Annotated in this window: 14 protein-coding genes; 6 read left to right on the top strand and 8 right to left on the bottom strand. The window is 67.6% G+C overall.

Annotation, left to right across the window (positions count from 1 at the left end; genetic code table 11):
* Nucleotides 1-76 precede the first annotated feature (76 nt).
* Together nosZ and G3A44_RS20535 are read right to left on the bottom strand one after the other, a co-directional pair.
* Nucleotides 77-2017: a TAT-dependent nitrous-oxide reductase gene (gene nosZ, locus G3A44_RS20540; RefSeq protein WP_163459622.1), complete on the bottom strand. Its 1941-nt coding sequence runs from the start codon at nucleotides 2015-2017 to the stop codon at nucleotides 77-79.
* Between the two features lie 16 nt (nucleotides 2018-2033).
* The gene (locus G3A44_RS20535) at nucleotides 2034-2489 is read right to left on the bottom strand and encodes a hypothetical protein (protein ID WP_163459621.1); all 456 of its coding nucleotides are present in this window, start codon (nucleotides 2487-2489) and stop codon (nucleotides 2034-2036) included.
* A 279-nt stretch (nucleotides 2490-2768) separates the two neighbouring features.
* On the opposite strand from G3A44_RS20535, the gene G3A44_RS20530 reads away from it, so the two are divergent.
* From G3A44_RS20530 to G3A44_RS20505, 6 genes are all read left to right on the top strand, one after another.
* Entirely contained in the window at nucleotides 2769-3206 is a 438-nt protein-coding gene (locus tag G3A44_RS20530) for a c-type cytochrome (RefSeq protein WP_163459639.1), read from the top strand.
* 107 nt (nucleotides 3207-3313) lie between these two features.
* Nucleotides 3314-4336, top strand: coding sequence for an FAD:protein FMN transferase (locus tag G3A44_RS20525; protein WP_163459620.1), 1023 nt, complete (start codon nucleotides 3314-3316; stop codon nucleotides 4334-4336).
* A gap of 136 nt (nucleotides 4337-4472) precedes the next feature.
* Nucleotides 4473-6923, top strand: coding sequence for an EcoAI/FtnUII family type I restriction enzme subunit R (gene hsdR / locus G3A44_RS20520; RefSeq protein WP_163459619.1), 2451 nt, complete (start codon nucleotides 4473-4475; stop codon nucleotides 6921-6923).
* A gap of 21 nt (nucleotides 6924-6944) precedes the next feature.
* On the top strand, nucleotides 6945-8681 hold the full coding sequence (locus G3A44_RS20515) for a type I restriction-modification system subunit M (protein ID WP_163459618.1): 1737 nt from the start codon (nucleotides 6945-6947) through the stop codon (nucleotides 8679-8681).
* Nucleotides 8678-9787 (top strand): PDDEXK nuclease domain-containing protein, encoded by a 1110-nt coding sequence (locus G3A44_RS20510; RefSeq protein ID WP_163459617.1) that lies wholly within the window; start codon nucleotides 8678-8680, stop codon nucleotides 9785-9787. The genes G3A44_RS20515 and G3A44_RS20510 overlap by 4 nt, the downstream gene beginning before the upstream one ends.
* Complete coding sequence (locus tag G3A44_RS20505; protein ID WP_203561506.1) at nucleotides 9784-11385, top strand: restriction endonuclease subunit S; 1602 nt, start codon at nucleotides 9784-9786, stop codon at nucleotides 11383-11385. The genes G3A44_RS20510 and G3A44_RS20505 overlap by 4 nt, the downstream gene beginning before the upstream one ends.
* A gap of 309 nt (nucleotides 11386-11694) precedes the next feature.
* Here the strand turns inward: G3A44_RS20505 and G3A44_RS20500 are convergent, their stop codons facing one another.
* From G3A44_RS20500 to G3A44_RS20475, 6 genes are all read right to left on the bottom strand, one after another.
* Entirely contained in the window at nucleotides 11695-12753 is a 1059-nt protein-coding gene (locus tag G3A44_RS20500) for a branched-chain amino acid ABC transporter permease (RefSeq protein WP_163459616.1), read from the bottom strand.
* Between the two features lie 4 nt (nucleotides 12754-12757).
* The gene (locus G3A44_RS20495) at nucleotides 12758-13645 is read right to left on the bottom strand and encodes a branched-chain amino acid ABC transporter permease (RefSeq protein ID WP_203561505.1); all 888 of its coding nucleotides are present in this window, start codon (nucleotides 13643-13645) and stop codon (nucleotides 12758-12760) included.
* Between the two features lie 2 nt (nucleotides 13646-13647).
* Entirely contained in the window at nucleotides 13648-14376 is a 729-nt protein-coding gene (locus G3A44_RS20490; protein ID WP_163459615.1) for an ABC transporter ATP-binding protein, read from the bottom strand.
* A complete protein-coding gene (locus G3A44_RS20485) occupies nucleotides 14373-15119 on the bottom strand; it encodes an ABC transporter ATP-binding protein (protein ID WP_163459614.1) in 747 nt (248 codons plus the stop codon). The genes G3A44_RS20490 and G3A44_RS20485 overlap by 4 nt, the downstream gene beginning before the upstream one ends.
* Nucleotides 15119-16444: an ABC transporter substrate-binding protein gene (locus tag G3A44_RS20480; RefSeq protein WP_163459613.1), complete on the bottom strand. Its 1326-nt coding sequence runs from the start codon at nucleotides 16442-16444 to the stop codon at nucleotides 15119-15121. Before G3A44_RS20480 ends, G3A44_RS20485 begins: the two co-directional genes overlap by 1 nt.
* A gap of 66 nt (nucleotides 16445-16510) precedes the next feature.
* Nucleotides 16511-16659 (bottom strand): aldehyde dehydrogenase family protein (locus G3A44_RS20475; protein WP_163459511.1); only part of this gene is annotated, 149 nt, incomplete at its 5' end.

The raw sequence follows: 16659 nt of genomic DNA, 5'->3' as shown, positions 1-16659 counted from the left end.
GCAGCGATCGAAGGTGGGGAACATGGGCATGGCGATGACTCTGGGCCAGAGGGAGCGGCAGCGGTGCGCGGGGGCCTTAGGCCTCCACCACCATGCGGGTTCGCATCTCCAGGTGCAGCGCGTGGCAGAAGTGGGTGCAGTAGCACCAGTACACGCCCGGCTCGCCAGCGGTGAAGGTGACCGAGGCCGTCTCCTGCGGGTTGACGATGAAGTTGATGTTGTGGCCCGGGACGGCGAAGCCGTGTGTCAAGTCCTCCACCTTGTCGAGGTTGGTCAGGATCAGCGTGACCTCGTCGCCCTTCTTCACCGTGAACTCGCGCAGGCTGAAGGCCGGGGCCTGTGAAGTCATCTTCACCAGCACCTTCTTGCCGTTGCGGGTGACGCCGGACTCCTTCGGGTCCTTCACGGCATGCGGGAAGTCATCCAGGGCATACACCTGCTTGGGTTTGAGCAGATCGCGCTTGAAGATGATGAAGTCGTGCGGCTCGCCGCGCACCGGGTGGTCGGCCATCAACACCATCTTTTCGCCGGAGATGTCGATGAGCTGCTCGTTTTCCGGGTGCAGCGGGCCCACCGGCAGGAAACGATCCTTGGAGAACTTGCAACCCACGGCCAGGTACTTGCCATCGGCCGCCACGGTCTCGCTCTGCGAGGCGTTCAGGTGGCCCGGCTGGTACTGCACATCAATGCGGTCCACCACGTACTTGGCGGTCTTGTCGCCCTTGTGGAAGGCGATGGCCTTCTCCACATTCCACTTGACCACCTGGCTGTCCAGGAACAGCGTGGTGAAGGCGTTGCCACGGCCGTCAAAACCGGTGTGCAAGGGGCCCAGGCCCAGCTCCACTTCGGCCACGATGGCGGCGTCGGTCTTTTCCAGCTTGCCCTCAAACCAGTCCAGCACCTTGGCCAGCTCGATCACCGTGGCGGTGGGCGAGAGCTTGCCGGCGCAGATGAAGTACTTCTGGTCCGGGCTGGCGTTCACGCCGTGCGGGTTCTTGGGCACGCTCACATAGGCCGACAGCGCGGTCTTGGGGTCAGCGTTGGCCTCGCGGGTGGCGTCCACCACCGGCACCTTGGAGCTGCCAAAGGTCTTGAACTTGCCGGCCTTCACCGCCGCCTCGATGCGGGCGATGTGGAAGAACACGCAGGCATCGCGCTCGGCGGACATCATGTCCTCGTACTTGGCGCCCATCTCGGTGTTGTACTGGTTGGTGGCGGCCAGCTTGCCGTCGTAGCTGGTGGCCACCAGGTCGCAGTTGCCGTCGATCATGGCCTGCCAGCGCACTTCCATGGTCTCGGCATCCACGCAGCTGAACAGCGAGCGGTACTTCTTGTCGTCCAGCGTGCCGGTGTTGGGCAGGGGAATGGAGAACTCGGCACCGCAGAACACCCGGGTGGTGTAGTTGATGGCGGCGTCCACCGGGTCACGCTTGTCCGGGAAGATGCCGTGGAAGCCCTGCACATTGGGCAGCTGGGTGATCTTGTCGCAGACGAAATAGTCCAGCCGGATGCGGGCGATGCGGCTGTTGATCTTGTCGTTCACCCAGGCGTAACGGCCGTCGTAGTTGCCGTCTTTGTAGGAGGCGTGGGTGTGGTGGGTGTCGGCCACGGTGTAGCGCAGCGTGCCGTCCGCCTTGGTGCCCATGATCTTCTTCGACTCGTTGGTGTGGCCCCAGCCCACCAGCGCATCCGGGTTGAAGCAGGGAATTCGAAGAATCTCGCGGCCCGAAGGCAGGCCCAGCACGCGCACATCACCGGTGTGGCCACCGCTCCACAGGCCGTAGTAGCTGTCCAGCTCGCCCGGCTTGAGGTGCCCCGGATTGCCACCATGGGCGGCGGCGGGCGCGGTGCTGGCGGCTGCGCCGGCGGCCGGTGCGGCGGGCTTGCTTTCAGAGCAGGCGACCACACCCAGGCCCAAACCGGCCAGGGCGGCGCTGTTGATGAAGCGGCGGCGCGAGGGCGCGACGGCGCCGGTGGTCTCGTCTGGTGCCTGAGGGCGGGAGGTGTCGACAGTCATGGAATCCCCTTGTGGATCAAAGAAGGGACGGGGGCGCGCGGGCCATGGTTGGTCTGCGCTGGGAATGCGGCACCTGCACAAAGGCAAACGGTGCCGGTGAAGCTTGGTGAGGGTTCTGCCAAGCGAGAACGGGTTGCGCCGGCGGCGGCGCCGCCAGCACCTGGACCAGGCACAGCGCGCAGTCCAGGCGCTGATGCCCGAAGGGGGGCGGGCTGTCGGGGGACGGGGTGGGCTGCGTGCCCACCGCAATGGCCCCCTGGGCGGCCAGCAGGGCCGACACTCGGCTGGACTCCACCCCGGTGGCCAGCCCGGCGGTGCGACTGGTGCAAATGCCGGCCAGCACACTCTGCGCCGTGGCCGGCCGCAGCAGCGGCCCGGCCAAGGTCAACAGCCAGGCCAGCGCCAGGCACAGCAGCACGCACCGGCAGGGCCGGCGTGCGGGGTGTGTGGAGCGGGCGGGACGGGTGGACATGGCTGGCGGGGCGTTGGGTGCCAGCGCATGGACGCCGGTGCCTCTGACCTGGCCGGCATGTTCGAAGCCCGCACCCCCTGGTGTCGTTAAGGTGGTTCAAGAATCGCGACGATCCCGACCGTCCTCAGGCTCACCGTGTGCGCCTGTACCCCGGGGGGTGTGCGGTGGCGGTGTGGTATGCCGCCGCCGTGAAAAATCTTGATCTGGTCACTGGTGCCAGTTCTCGGCTGGCGCTGCAATCGTGGGCATTTCCTGCCGACAAGCGAGCGCCCCATGTCCATGACTCCCACCCACGGCCGCACCGGCCCCACCTTGCGCGCTGCCGCCCGTCCGCTGCTGGCGGCCACACTGCTGCTGTCGCTGGCGGCGTGCAGCCCGTCAGAACCTGCGCCGGCAGCCAATCCGGCCCCCGCCGCCACAACGGCTCCCGCACCCGCACCCACCCCCGCACCCGTGGCGGAGAACACCGTGGGCAAGGGCGTCTACAACAAGACCTGTTCGCTGTGCCATGGGGCCGGCGTGGCCGGTGCACCCAAGCCCGGCGACAAGGCCGACTGGGGGCCGCGCATCGCCCAGGGCAAAGACACGCTGTACAAGCATGCCCTCGAAGGCTTCACCGGCAGCAAGGGCGCCATGCCCGCGCGCGGCGGCGGCGCCAGCCTCACCGATGACGAGGTGAAGGCCGCCGTGGACCACATGGTTTCGCTCTCCAGCTGAGGCCTTTGAACACCATGCCGGGCCAGCGTAAACCCCACGGGCAGGTGGTTCCGGCCCAGGAGCTTGCCATCCCCCCACGGCGGCGCTTGTTGGTGTGCCTGGGCGGTATGTCCGCCCTGGGCACCGCGCCGGGTGGCGTGGCAGCTGCCTGGGCGGGGCCCCGCCCTGCGGGCCCCACCGGGCGCACCGCTTCAGACGCGGCGGCCGAGCGCACGCTGGAGCGCCAGGCCTTGATGGGCACCTGGGTGGACTTGGTGGTCGAGCATCCCAGCCCCACCGTGCGCCGCCAGGCTCTGGACGCCGCCTGGGCTGAAATGCTGCGCCTGTCTGAAATGATGAGCCGCTACCGCAGCGCCAGCCAGGTCAGCCGTCTGGCCGCGCAGGCCGGGGGCGCCGCACAACCCGTGGCGCCCGAGCTGATGGCCGTGCTGCGCCAGGCCCGCCGCCTGCACCACAGCACCCAGGGCCGGCTGGACCCCACCGTGGGCGCCTATGCCACCTGGGCCTTCGAGCCCGGGCGGCACCAGCAGGCCAGCGCCGCCGATTTGGCGCGCCAGCAGCCCCTGGTGGACGTTTCAGGCCTGGAGCTGGACCTCGTGCGCGGCACCGCCCGCCTGCGCCAGCCCGGCATGCGCCTGGACCTGGGCGGCGTGGCCAAGCTCCCCATCCTCTCCGCTGGCCTGCAGGCGGTGCAGGCGCAGGGCGTGCGCCGCGCCCTGATCAATGGCGGGGGCGATGTGCTGTGCTGCAGCCGGCCGGGGGATGCCCCCTGGCGCATTGGCCTGCGCCACCCCCTGCAGCCCGAGCGCCTGGCCGGAGCCGTGTCTCTGGCCCAGGGTGTGGTGGCCGCCTCGGGCGACTATGAACGCGGCTTTGTCCACCAGGGACGCCGCCTGCACCATGTGCTGGATCCGCGCACCGGACAACCCAGCCAGGGCCTGCATGGTGTGGCTCTGGTGGCACAGACCGTGGACCAAGTCAACGGCTGGGGCCCCGCCCTGATGCTGGCCGGCCTGGCCACCGGCCGGCGCTGGCTGGCTCCCGGCGGCCCGCTGCACACGGTGCAGGCCCTGCTGGCCGACGACACAGGCTTGCACACCACTCCTGGGTTGGGCCTGCTTCCGGTCTGAACGGCCTCCGGCCTGCGCTGACCCGGCGCAGCGCCTCCCTGGCGCCGCGGCGCGGCGGCCCCTGGGCACAATGTGCGCCACTAACGCGCACTTTTGTTGCGCCTGGGTGGGCACCCGCCCGCAGGGAGTTGAGGCCGTGGACAAGAAGAAGCTCAGCGAACGCGACATCTGTACCCAGTTCATCACCCCGGCCCTCGTGGCTGCAGGCTGGAACCTGCAACGCCAAGTGCGTGAGGAAGTGACCTTCACCAAAGGCCGGGTCATCGTGCGCGGCAAGCTGCATGCCCGGGGCCAAGCGCGGCGGGCTGACTACGTGCTCTACCACGCCCCCAACCGGCCCCTCGCCGTGATCGAGGCCAAAGACAACACCCACTCACCCGGGGACGGCATGCAGCAGGCGCTGGACTACGCCGACGCGCTGGACTGCCCCTTCGTCTTCACCAGCAATGGCGACGGCTTTGTGTTGCATGACCGCACCGTGGACGGCAGCGTGCCCGGTGCAGCGGTAGAAACCGTGCTGGGGCTGGATGCGTTTCCGCCGCCGGCCGCGCTGTGGGCCCGCTACTGTGCCTGGCGCGGGCTGGACGCCACCAGCGCCCCCAAGGCCGAAGCGCCCTACTACGACGACGGCTCCGGCCGCGCCCCGCGCTACTACCAAGTCAACGCCATCAACCGCACCGTGGAGGCGGTGGCGCGCGGCCAAAAGCGCGTGCTGCTGGTCATGGCCACCGGCACCGGCAAAACCTACACCGCCTTCCAGATCATTTGGCGGCTGTGGAAGAGCCGCCAAGCCAAGCGCATCTTGTTCTTGGCCGACCGCAACATCTTGGTGGACCAAACCCGCACCAACGACTTCAAGCCCTTTGGCGCGGCCATGACCAAGATCACCGGCCGCAAGATCGACACCGCCTACGAGGTCTACCTCAGCCTCTACCAAGCCGTCAGCGGGGCGGAAGAAGCGCAGAACGTCTACAAACAGTTCTCGCCCGACTTCTTTGACCTGATCGTGGTGGACGAATGCCACCGGGGCAGCGCGGCCGATGACTCCGCGTGGCGCAGCATCCTGTCGTACTTCAGCAGCGCCACCCAGGTGGGCCTGACCGCCACGCCCAAAGAAACCAAAGACGTGTCCAGCACCCACTACTTTGGCGAGCCGGTCTACACCTACAGCCTGCGCCAAGGCATTGAAGACGGCTTTTTGGCGCCCTACAAAGTGGTGCGCATCGACTTTGACCGCGACCTGCAAGGCTGGCGCCCACCCAAAGGCATGCTGGACAAGCACGGCCAGCCCATCGAAGACCGCATCTACAACTTGCGCGACATGGACCGGGCGCTGGTGCTGGAGATGCGCACCCAGGCCGTGGCCGCCAAGATCACCCAGTTCCTCAAGGCCTCGGACCCCTACGCCAAAACCATCGTCTTTTGCGATGACATTGACCACGCCGAGCGCATGCGCCAGGCCCTGGTGAACCTCAACCCGCAGCGGATGAAGGAAAACCGCAAGTACGTCATGCGCATCACCGGCGACGACGCCGAGGGCAAGGCCGAGCTGGACAACTTCATCAACCCGGAAAGCCGCTACCCCGTCATCGCCACCACCAGCAAGCTGATGACCACCGGCGTGGACGCCCAAACCTGCAAGCTCATCGTGCTGGACCAGCACATCGGCTCGATGACCGAGTTCAAGCAGATCATCGGCCGGGGCACCCGCATCCACGAGGACTACGGCAAGTTCTGGTTCACGATCATGGACTTCAAAAAGGCCACCGAGCTGTTTGCCGACCCCGCCTTTGATGGCGACCCGGTGCAGGTCTATGAGCCCAAGGACGACGATTCACCCGTGCCCGCAGACGATGACGACACGGCCGGTGACGGCTCAAACGACGGCGGCAGCGGCGGTGACACCGGTGGCGACTCCAGCGGTGAAGGCAGCGGTGACGACCAAGGTGGCGATGGCCATGACGGCGATGGCGAAGGCCCTGGCCCCGGCCGCGTGAAGTACGTGGTCGGCAAAGAGGTGCCCGTGCGCATCGTGGCCGAGCGCGTGCAGTACTACGGCCCCGACGGCAAGCTCATCACCGAAAGCCTGCGCGAGTACACCCGCCACTGCGTGGCCAAGCAGTTCCGCTCGATGGACGATTTCTTGCGCCGCTGGAGCAGTGCCGAGCAAAAGAAAGCCGTGATCGACGAACTCGCCGCCCTGGGCGTGCTGTGGGAGCCTTTGGCCGACGACGTGCAGACCAAAAGCGGCCGCTCCGCGCAAGAAGGCCTGGACGCCTTTGACCTCATCTGCCACGTCGCCTTTGACCAACCTCCGCTCACCCGCCGCGAGCGGGCCGACAACGTCAAAAAGCGCAACTACTTTGCCAAGTACCAAGGCGCCGCCCGCCAAGTGCTGGAAACGCTGCTGGAGAAGTACGCCGACACCGGCATCGAGCCTATCGAAGACCCGAGAATCCTCACCCTTCCGCCGTTTGACCGCCTGGGTGCGCCCCTGGAACTGGTCAAAGCCTTCGGCGGCAAGGCCGGCTACCGCCAAGCCTTGGCAGAACTTGAACAACAGCTCTACGAACCTCGGCAGGCGTGATGCCTTGCCGCGCTTGATCCCATGTCCCTCTCCTCCGCCATCAAATCCATCCAAGACCTCATGCGCAAAGACGCGGGCGTGGATGGTGACGCCCAGCGCATCGGCCAGCTGGTGTGGCTGCTGTTTTTGAAAATCTTTGACGACCGCGAGCAAGAGTGGGAGCTGCTGGACGACGACTACCGCAGCCCTTTGCCCGAGGCCTACCGCTGGCGCACCTGGGCGGCCGACCCCGAAGGCATGACCGGCGACGAGCTGAAAAGCTTCATTGACAACGAGCTGTTCCCCGGCCTGCAGAACCTGACTGACCCGGTGAAAGGCCACAGCCAGACCCCCGTGGCCCATGTGGTGCGCAGCGTTTTTGAAGATGCCTACAACTACATGAAGAGCGGCCAGCTGCTGCGCCAGGTGGTCAACAAAATCCAGGAGGCGGTGGACTTCAACAAAGCCCAGGAGCGCCACGCCTTTGGCGACATGTACGAGCAACTGCTGCGCGACCTGCAAAGCGCCGGCAACGCGGGCGAGTTCTACACGCCCCGGCCCGTCACCGAATTCATGGTGCGCCGGGTGGACCCACAGCTGCACGACAAGGTGATGGACCCCGCCTGCGGCACCGGCGGCTTTTTGACCTGCACCATCGAGCACAAGCGCAGCCGCTATGTGAAGACGCCTGAGGACGAACAGGCCCTGCAGGCCAGCATCTTTGGCGTGGAAAAAAAGCCGCTGCCCCACCTGCTGGCCACCACCAACATGATCCTGCACGGCATCGCCGTGCCCAGCCAGATCCGGCACGACAACACCCTGGCCCGCCCCCTCATCAGCTGGGGCCCCAAAGAGCGGGTGGACTGCATCGTGGCCAACCCGCCCTTTGGCGGCATGGAAGAAGACGGCATCGAGGGCAACTTCCCCGCCGCCTTCCGCACCCGTGAAACGGCCGATCTGTTCCTGGTGCTCATCATGCAGCTGCTCAAAGACGGTGGCCGCGCCGCCGTGGTGCTGCCCGATGGCTTTCTCTTTGGTGAAGGCATCAAAAGCCGCATCAAGGAAAAGCTGCTCACCGAGTGCGACCTGCACACCGTGGTGCGCCTGCCCAATGGCGTGTTCAACCCCTACACCGGCATCAAAACCAACCTGCTGTTCTTCACCAAAGGCCGGCCCACCACCACCACCTGGTTTTACGAGCACCCCTACCCGGCGGGCGTGAAGAACTACTCGCGCACCCGCCCCATGCGGCTGGAAGAATTTGCCGCTGAAGAAGCCTGGTGGGGCAGCGAGGCCGATGGCTTTGCCACCCGCCAAGCCAACCCCCAGGCCTGGCCGGTGGACATGGGCGCCCGCATCCAGGCCGCCCGCACCCAGGCCGAGCCGCACTGGGCCCAGGCCGAGCGCCTGAACCGCGAGGCCGCCGACCAAGAAGCCGAGCTGCGCGAACTGCGCCGCCTGCACACCCGCGCCGAGCCCGACGCCAACCCCGATGGCGTGCGCGACGCCAAGGGCCGGCCCATCACCCCCGCACGCCTGAGCGCCCTGCAAGAGCAAGCCCAAACCCTGCGCCAGCAAGCCCGCAGCGCCCAGGCCGCCGGAGACCAAGCCTACTGGCCCGTCTTCAACCTCGACCTGAAGAACCCTCACCAGAACGAGCAGGTCAGTCACGACCCCGCCGTGCTGCTGGCCGAGTACCAACAGATGCAGGCCGAGATTGCCGGGCTGCAGGCGCAGTTGAAGGCGGCGCTGGCGGCGGCGTTGGAGGGCCAGGCATGAGCCGCAAGAACACCCAACCGGGCACAGACATCACCCCCACATCCGTTGGCCGGCCTGGCCAGCCGGTTGATGGTGAGGTGAGCGCACTGTTTGGCCAGGTGCGAGAGGTGCTGCTGCAGGCGCGGCAACTGGCGCACCGCAGCGTCAACCAGGCCATGGTGCAGGCCTACTGGCAGGTGGGCCGCCTGATCGTGGAGCACGAGCAGGCCGGGCAGGCGCGCGCCGCGTATGGCGCCGGCCAGTTGGAGGCACTGGGCCAACGCCTGACCCAGGAATTTGGCCGTGGGTTCTCGGCCTCGAACCTGCGCAACTTCCGCCAGTTCTTCCAGACTTTCAGCTGGGCGGAGATTTGCGACATGCCCTGTCGCGAATTGAGCTGGTCGCACTTTCGCCGCCTGATGCGTGTGGCCAACCCGAAGGCCAGGGCCTGGTACGCCGCCGAGGCGGTGTCGCAAACCTGGAGCTTTGCCGCTCTGGACCGCCAAATCAGCACCCTGCATTACGAGCGCCTGCTCTCCAGCCAAAACCAGGCGGCTGTGCAGGCCGAGGCCGCCGCCCTGATCCAGCGCGATGCACCGCCCGACCCCCGAGATTTCATTCGCGACCCCTACGTGCTGGACTTTCTGGGCGCCCAGCCCGGCGCCGCGCTGTACGAGCAAGACGTGGAGCAGGGCCTGCTGAACAACCTGCAGAAGTTTTTGTTGGAGCTGGGCAAGGGCTTTGCCTTTGTGGCGCGGCAAAAGCACCTGCGCATTGAAGACGAAGACGCCTTTGTGGACCTCGTTTTCTACAACTACATCCTCAAATGCTTTGTGCTGGTGGAGCTGAAGGTGGGCAAGCTCAGCCACCAAGACGTGGGTCAGTTGGACATGTACGTGCGCGTGTTTGACGAGCGTGAACGCCTGCCCGGCGACAACCCCACCATTGGCCTGATTTTGTGCAGCGAGCGCAACGCCGCCGTGGCCCGCTACTCCCGCCTGGCCGATGGCGACCAGCTCTTTGCCAGCCGATACCAAGCCTGTTTGCCCACCGAGGCGGAGTTGCAAGCCGAGCTGGCGCGGGAGCGGGCCTTGCTGGGCGACGCGCCAGAGGGAGCAGGCGCATGACGGCGGCGGTGCTGGAGAACTTGGCGCTGCTGGCGGGGACGCCGGGGGGCGTGGCGACACTGCGTGCTCTGATTCTGGAAATGGCTGCACAAGGTCGGTTGGTGGGCCACGACCTTGATCTGCGCGAGGTTGAGCTGCGCGAGTTGGTGGTGAGCAGTGGCGCGGGTTGGAGTCCTAGCTGCGATGCGCACCCCAGGTCCGGCGATGGGTGGGGCGTGCTGAAGGTCAGCGCTGTCTCGTGGGGGCAGTTCAATCCCGAGGAAAACAAGGCATTGCCCGCGCATCTGGCGCCGCGCCCCGAGTTGGAGGTTCAGCCGGGCGATTTTCTTGTTTCGCGTGCCAATACGGCCGAGTTGGTGGCCCGCAGCGTGGTGGTGATGGACACGCCGCCGAGGCTGATGCTCAGCGACAAGATCGTTCGATTGAAGCTGTCGGATGCGTGCGACCCACGGTTTGTCCAGATCGCCAATTCAGCGCCTGAAGCTCGCCGCTACTACGCCCGTGTGGCGGGTGGCACCAGCAGTTCGATGAAGAACGTTTCGCGAGAGCAGATATTGGCCCTGCCGATCTTGCTGCCCCCGCTCGCCGAACAACACCGCATCGTCGCCAAGGTCGATGAACTGATGGCCCTGTGCGACCGGCTGGAAGCGCGGCAGCAAGACGCCGAGGCCGCGCACGCCCGGCTGGTGCAGGCGCTGCTGGACAGCCTCACCCAAGCCCACGATGCCGAGGAGTTTCAGGCGGCTTGGCAGCGGGTGACGGGGCAGTTTGAAGCGGTGCTCACCACTGATGCTGCAGTCGAAGCGTTGAAGACGGCCGTCGTCACGTTGGCGGTCAAAGGCAGGTTGGTGAATCAGTCGGCCAAGGACGAGCACGGTGCCCTGTTGCTGAAGCGCTTGGCGGCCGCAAAACAGCTTGTGGCGCAGGATGCTCGCAAGCAAAAGGAACTCAGTGCCGCCGAACTTCCTGCTCCGCCTTTCGAGTCGCCTGCAGGATGGCAGTGGACGCATCTGGATCAGGTCCTCGCCATCAGCGGCGGTGTCTCCTTGGGGCGCAAGCTTTCCGGTCGTTCGACCAGCACGGTGCCCTATCTGCGTGTGGCCAATGTGCAGCGGGGGCGGCTCGACCTCTCGGAGATGAAACATGTCGAGGTGCCCAGCGATGAGGTTGAGAAATTCCGATTGGCAGCCGGGGATCTGTTGATCACCGAAGGCGGAGATTGGGACAAAGTGGGCCGTACAGCCATCTGGGCCGACGAACTGCCGTTGTGCCTGCACCAGAACCATGTGTTCCGTGCTCGTCGGTGCTCAGATGAGTTCGACCCCGCTTGGGCCGAGCTGTACCTCAACAGCCCAGCGGCGCGTGACTACTTTGCTGGCTCGGCGAAACAGACCACCAACCTGGCGTCGATCAACATGACCCAGTTGCGTTCGTGTGCCTTTCCCGTTCCCCCTCTCGCCGAACAACACCGCATCGTCGCCAAAGTCACCGAACTCCTGGCCCTGTGCGACCAGCTCAAAGCCCGCATCGCCGCTGCCCGGGCCCAGCACGCGCAGCTGGCCCAAGCCTTGGTGGAGCAAGCGCTGGCGCCGCACTGAAGGCCGGACGCCCAGGCCAGCTCACCCGGCCACTCCGGCCGGGTGCGCGGGGTCCAGGTGCCTGCAAACTGCGCTTGCTCCTCCAGTGGCTCGAAGATTCATCTTGGGCGCCTTGACCACGATGGAGAACCCCGAGGACGGCTTGGAAATGGGGGCTTGGCCTGGTTGGGCCCCGGCGGGGGGGGGCTCGACTGCACCACGGAATGATTCACGGCCCGCACCACGGGCTGAGCCAACCCGCACACCCACCCGCACACCCACCCGCGTGCCTGCACCGGTGTACGGCGCGGGCGCGGCAGACGCTGGGATTCAGCGCCTGAGCTTCAAGCGGTAGCCCACAGGCAGCAGTTGCACGCCCCAGCGGCGTTCGATGCTGCCCCAGATGCCCTTGGGCAGCATCAGGGCGAACAGCACCGCCACCACGCCCAGGCCGATCAGGTAGCTCACGCCCGCAGCACCAAAGGCGGTTTCCACCGCAAAGAACAGCAGCGCGCCCAGGATGGGGCCCTCATAGGTGCCGATGCCGCCCACCAGCACCATGAACAGCATGTAGGCCGTCCACTGCACGCTGAAGTAGGTTTTGGGCTGAAAGGTCACCGCCGTGGCCAGCCACAGCGCCCCAGCCAGCGCGCAGCCAAAGGCCGAGAGCACGAAGATCAGCCGCTTGGTGGGCAGCACGGCCACGCCGATGGAGGCGGCGGCCTCTTCGCTGTCACGAATGGCCTGCAGCGCCGCGCCCACGCGGCTGCGCAGCAGCCAGAACACGCCCCAGGCCAGGCCCACCATGGCGGCCAGCGCGCACCAGTAGGTGGCCAGGCGGCGGGTGTCGGCGTCAAACTGCTGCAGGGCGATGAGTGAGGTGCCGGTTTCGCCCTGCACCAAGCCGTCCAGGTTGACCAGCAGGTGACACAGCGCGGCCACCACCCACATGCCAATGGCGAATTCGCCCCCTTTGAGCCGCAGCATGAAGGCCGACAGCGGCACGGCCGCCAAGCCCACCGCCACGGCGCCCACCAGCAGGGCCGGGTAGGCCGGCACGCCGGCATCGGCCAGGCGCACGGCGGCATAGGCGCCCAGGCCAAAAAAGGCCTGATGCCCCACCGAGACCAGGCCGGCGTAACCCGCCAGCGCATTCCACATCAAGGCCAAGATGCCGTAGAGGTAGAGCGTGGTCAGCCGGTCCAGCGCGCCAGCGTCCAGCACGGCGGGGGCGCCGGCCAGCAGCAGCTGCCCCAGCAACACACCGCCCACGGCGGCGCGGGACAGGCCAGTCCAGCGCTGCACGGTGTGCGGCGGTGGGGTCAGGGCGTGGCCAGGGGCCGCGGTGGGTGCTTGGGCGGCCAGCAAAGAGGGGTTCGTCGGGGTCATGGGGTCACCGGGCACGGGAGAAGACAAGGGACCAGGGCCGGCCGGCGCGCAGCACGCGCACCAGCAACACAGCCAGGAACAGAAGGTGGCCGGCAATCAGAAAGCCCTGGCTGTGCACGCTGGCGCCCAGGCTCTGCGCCACGCCCAGGGCAATGCCGCCAGCCAGGGTGCCCCACAGCGAGCCCAGGCCACCGATCATCACGGCCTCAAAGGCGAAGATGAGCTGGGGGGCGCCGGCGTAGGGGTCCACCGCCGCCCGCATGGCCAGAAAGCTGCCGGCCACGGCCACCGTGGCCATGGCGATGGCCGCCGCGGCGGCGTTCACCTGCGCGGCGTTCACGCCCACCAACTGGGCGGTGGCCGGGTCATCGGCCACGGCGCGGATGCGCCGGCCCAGCGGCGTGTGGTGCAGCATCAGGTGCAGCCCGCCCAGCAGCGCCACGGCACAGGCAAAAGTCAGCAGCGCCAGGGTGCCGATCTGAAAACCCGCCAGCTCCACGCCGTCGTAGGACAGGGTGTCCAGGTACGGCGCCAAAGAGCGGGTGTCGGCCCCAAAGGTGGCGAACAGCGTGTTGTCCAGCGCCACCGCCACCCCAAAGGTCGCCAAGATGGGCACCAGCTCGCCCGCCTGGGCCGCGCGCGCCAGCACCAGGCGGTGCAGCGCCCAACCCACGGCCGCCATCACCGGCAGGCTCAGCAGCAGCCCCCAAAAGGGATGCACCTCGTGCTGGTCTGCCAGCCAGAACACCCCGTAGGCTGCCACCACGGCCAGCGTGCCGTGCGCCAGGTTGATGATGCGCATCACGCCGAACATGAACGACAGCCCGCAGGCCATGAGTGCGTAGTAGCCGCCGAGCAGCACGCCCTGCAGCACTTGGTTGAACAGGGCCATGGTCATGCCTCCTGGGGGGCGGGCGCTTGGCGGCGGTGCCCGAAGTAGTGGTCCATCACCTCCTCGCGGGTCAGCTCGCGGGTGAGGCCACTGGCCACGATGCGGCCTTCCAGCAGGCAGACGATGCGGTCGGCAAAGGCAAAGGTGCGCTGCAAATCCTGCTCCACCAGGATCAGGGTGGTCTGCATTGCCACCACCCGGGCCAGCGAGTCATAGACCCCCTGCACCGCGGCGGGCGACAGGCCCAGCGACACCTCGTCCAGCAGCAGCAGGCGCGGGTTGGTCATCAGCGCGCGGCCAATGGCCACGGCCTGCTGTTGCCCGCCTGACAAGGCGCTGGCCAGCGCCTTGAGCTTGGGCTTGAGCTGCGGCAGGGCTTCCACCACGCTGTCGAAATGCCAGGGCCCGCGGCGGCCGGCCGAGGCCGCCACTTGCAGGTTCTCGGCCACGGTCATGGAGCCAAACAGGCGGCGCCCCTCGGGCACCAGGGCCATGCCCAGGGCAGCGCGCTGGTGCGCGCTGTGGCCGCTCAGGTCTTGGCCATCGAACACCACACGGCCGCCCGCTGCCGGGTGGATGCCGGCCAGCGTGCGCAGCAGGGTGGTCTTGCCGGCGCCGTTGGCGCCCACCAGGGCCAGGCGTTCGCCCGGCTTCAGGCTCAGGCTGACGCCGCGCACGGCCTGCAGCAGGCCATGGCGGGCATCGAGCTGGTGAATGTCCAGCAGGTTCATGAGGTGTGTCCTCCCAGGTAGGCGCTCACCACGGTGGCGTTGGACAGCACGGCGTCGGGCCGGCCGTCGGCAATGATCTGGCCGGCATCCATGCACACCAGCCGCTCCACCACCTGCACCAGCACATGCACGATGTGCTCGATCCACACCAGGGTGATGCCGCGCCCGCGCAGGGTCTGGATGGTGTGCACCAGGGCCTGGGCCTCGCCGTCGGTCAGGCCGCCGCCGATCTCGTCGAGCAGCAGCAGGCGCGGCGCGGTGGCCAGCGCCCGGGTCAGCTCCAGGCGCTTGCGGTCCAGCAGGCCCAGGGATTCGGCCGGCCGGTTGGCCACGGGCAGCATGCCGCACAGCGCCAGGGCGTCTGCCGCGCGGTCCGAGGCCTCTTGGCCTGAGAAACCGCCCCCGTGCAGCGCGGCGGTGAGCACGTTCTCGAACACCGTCATGCCCGAGAAGGGCCGGGGCACCTGGTGGCTGCGCGCCATGCCCCGGCGGCAGCGCTGGGCGGCGTCCAGCCGCGTGACCTCTTGGCCTTGAAAGTGGATGCGGCCTTCGGCCACCGGCAGCGAGCCCGACAGCGCCGCCAGCAAGGTGGTCTTGCCCGCGCCGTTGGGCCCGACGATGCCCACCGCCTCGCCGGGCTGCAAGGTGAAATCCACGCCGGCCAGCACCGTGTTGGCACCAAAGCGTTTGACCAGGCCCTGGGCGGCCAGCAAAGGCCCAGGGGTGTGAAGGGCGCCGCGCATCAGGCGTAGGGCACCAGCTTGCGGCTCACCGGCACGCTGGCATCGCCGGCGTTTTCGGTGATCACGTAGTCCAGCTTGAACTTGGAGCCTGCGGGCGCCTTGACCCACTGCGCGCCGATCATGGGGGTGGCCGACACGTTGGGCACCGGGCCCTTGCTGAAGTCCAGCCGGCCCATCATGGTGGTGGTCTGCAGGGTGGACAGGGCCTTGGCCACGCTGGCGCGGTCCTTGGGGTGGCTGCTGGACTTGAGGGCCGCCAGGCCCGCATCCAGCAGCGAGAGCGTGGCGCCCAGCTGCTGGTTCCAAGGCTTGCCAGAGGCCTTTTCGTAACCGTCGGCCAGCTGGTGCCCGCTCAGCCCGGTGATGGCCGAGGGGTACGGAAAGTCCTTGTGCCAGTACGCCGCCACCGAGATGTTGAGCCCCAGCGGCCCCAGCACCTCGATGGTGGAGGCGAACAGGCCGGTCTTGGCCGTCTGCACCACCTTCATGGTCTTGGCCAGGCCCTGCTGCGCGGCTTGACGCCAGAAGGTGGCGAAGTCCGGCGGGATCGGGAAGGTCATCAGGATCTCGCACTTCTCGGCCTTGAACTTGGCGATCTGGGCGCTGAAGTCGGTGGTGCCGGTTTCGTAGGGGCCCCCATCCACCACGGTGAAGCCGGCTTTGGCCAGCTCGGGCAGCATGGCGGCGCGGATGGCGTTGCCGTCGGCATCGTTGGGCAACAAGGCCGCCACCTTCTTGTTGGTGGCCACGCTGTTCCACTGCGAGACGTAGGACTTGACGAAGTTGGCCACCCCAAAGGAGAACAGGTAGGTCCACTTGAAGGGCGAGGGCTGGCCGGGCTTGGCGCCACGGCCGAAATACCAGGCCTCCCAGGGCATCACCGTGGCCAGGCAGGGCACGCCCGCGGCCTCGCAGGCGTCAGAGACGGGATTGACCACCTCGGGGGTGGAGGTGGTGAGCATCAGGTCCACCTTGTCGCCGTTGATCAGCGCCTTGGCCAGCTGGCTGGCCCGCGCCGGGTCGGACTGGGTGTCGCGGTCCAGCAGCTCCACCTTGTAGGTCTTGCCGTTGATGTTCAGGCCCGGGGCCAGCGCCTTGCGCACCAGCTCCAGCACATGGCCGTCGCCCTCGCCAAAGCTGCCCAGCGGGCCGGTGCGTGGGCTGATGAAGCCCACCTTCAGCGTGTCGCCCGCCTGCGCGGCGGCCAGGCGCGGCGCCAGCAGGGCCAGGCTGGCGGCGCCGGCGGCGCTCAGCAGCTGGCGGCGGCCGCCGTCGGTGGCTTCTGTGTCGGTGGTGGCTGGGGTGTGGTGTTCGTGGCGGTTCATCGTTGTCTCCTGTGGGGGCCGGCGGTATGCGCTGGCGGTCTGTGCCGCCAGCGCGGTGGGGTGGGGTCAGAACGGGTAGTGGCGCGGGGAGGTCTGGAGGGTGATCCAGCGCAGCTCGGTGAAGGCCTCGACGCCGGCGCGCCCGCCAAAGCGGCCCCAGCCGCTGCCCTTGACGCCGCCAAAGGGCATCTGCGCCTCGTCATGCACCGTGGGGC

The sequence above is a fragment of the Ideonella livida genome (assembly GCF_010499455.1).
In the GTDB taxonomy this organism is placed as follows: Bacteria; Pseudomonadota; Gammaproteobacteria; order Burkholderiales; family Burkholderiaceae_C; genus Ideonella; species Ideonella livida.
This window is presented reverse-complemented; position numbering and strand designations above follow the sequence as displayed.

What these genes read in the sequence shown, in the direction of transcription:
- nosZ (WP_163459622.1), bottom strand. Translation starts at nt 2,017, where the DNA reads ATGACTGTCGACACCTCCCGCCCTCAGGCACCAGACGAGACCACCGGC.
- G3A44_RS20535 (WP_163459621.1), bottom strand. Translation starts at nt 2,489, where the DNA reads ATGTCCACCCGTCCCGCCCGCTCCACACACCCCGCACGCCGGCCCTGC.
- G3A44_RS20530 (WP_163459639.1), top strand. Translation starts at nt 2,769, where the DNA reads ATGACTCCCACCCACGGCCGCACCGGCCCCACCTTGCGCGCTGCCGCC.
- G3A44_RS20525 (WP_163459620.1), top strand. Translation starts at nt 3,314, where the DNA reads ATGTCCGCCCTGGGCACCGCGCCGGGTGGCGTGGCAGCTGCCTGGGCG.
- G3A44_RS20515 (WP_163459618.1), top strand. Translation starts at nt 6,945, where the DNA reads ATGTCCCTCTCCTCCGCCATCAAATCCATCCAAGACCTCATGCGCAAA.
- G3A44_RS20510 (WP_163459617.1), top strand. Translation starts at nt 8,678, where the DNA reads ATGAGCCGCAAGAACACCCAACCGGGCACAGACATCACCCCCACATCC.
- G3A44_RS20505 (WP_203561506.1), top strand. Translation starts at nt 9,784, where the DNA reads ATGACGGCGGCGGTGCTGGAGAACTTGGCGCTGCTGGCGGGGACGCCG.
- G3A44_RS20500 (WP_163459616.1), bottom strand. Translation starts at nt 12,753, where the DNA reads ATGACCCCGACGAACCCCTCTTTGCTGGCCGCCCAAGCACCCACCGCG.
- G3A44_RS20495 (WP_203561505.1), bottom strand. Translation starts at nt 13,645, where the DNA reads ATGGCCCTGTTCAACCAAGTGCTGCAGGGCGTGCTGCTCGGCGGCTAC.
- G3A44_RS20490 (WP_163459615.1), bottom strand. Translation starts at nt 14,376, where the DNA reads ATGAACCTGCTGGACATTCACCAGCTCGATGCCCGCCATGGCCTGCTG.
- G3A44_RS20485 (WP_163459614.1), bottom strand. Translation starts at nt 15,119, where the DNA reads ATGCGCGGCGCCCTTCACACCCCTGGGCCTTTGCTGGCCGCCCAGGGC.
- G3A44_RS20480 (WP_163459613.1), bottom strand. Translation starts at nt 16,444, where the DNA reads ATGAACCGCCACGAACACCACACCCCAGCCACCACCGACACAGAAGCC.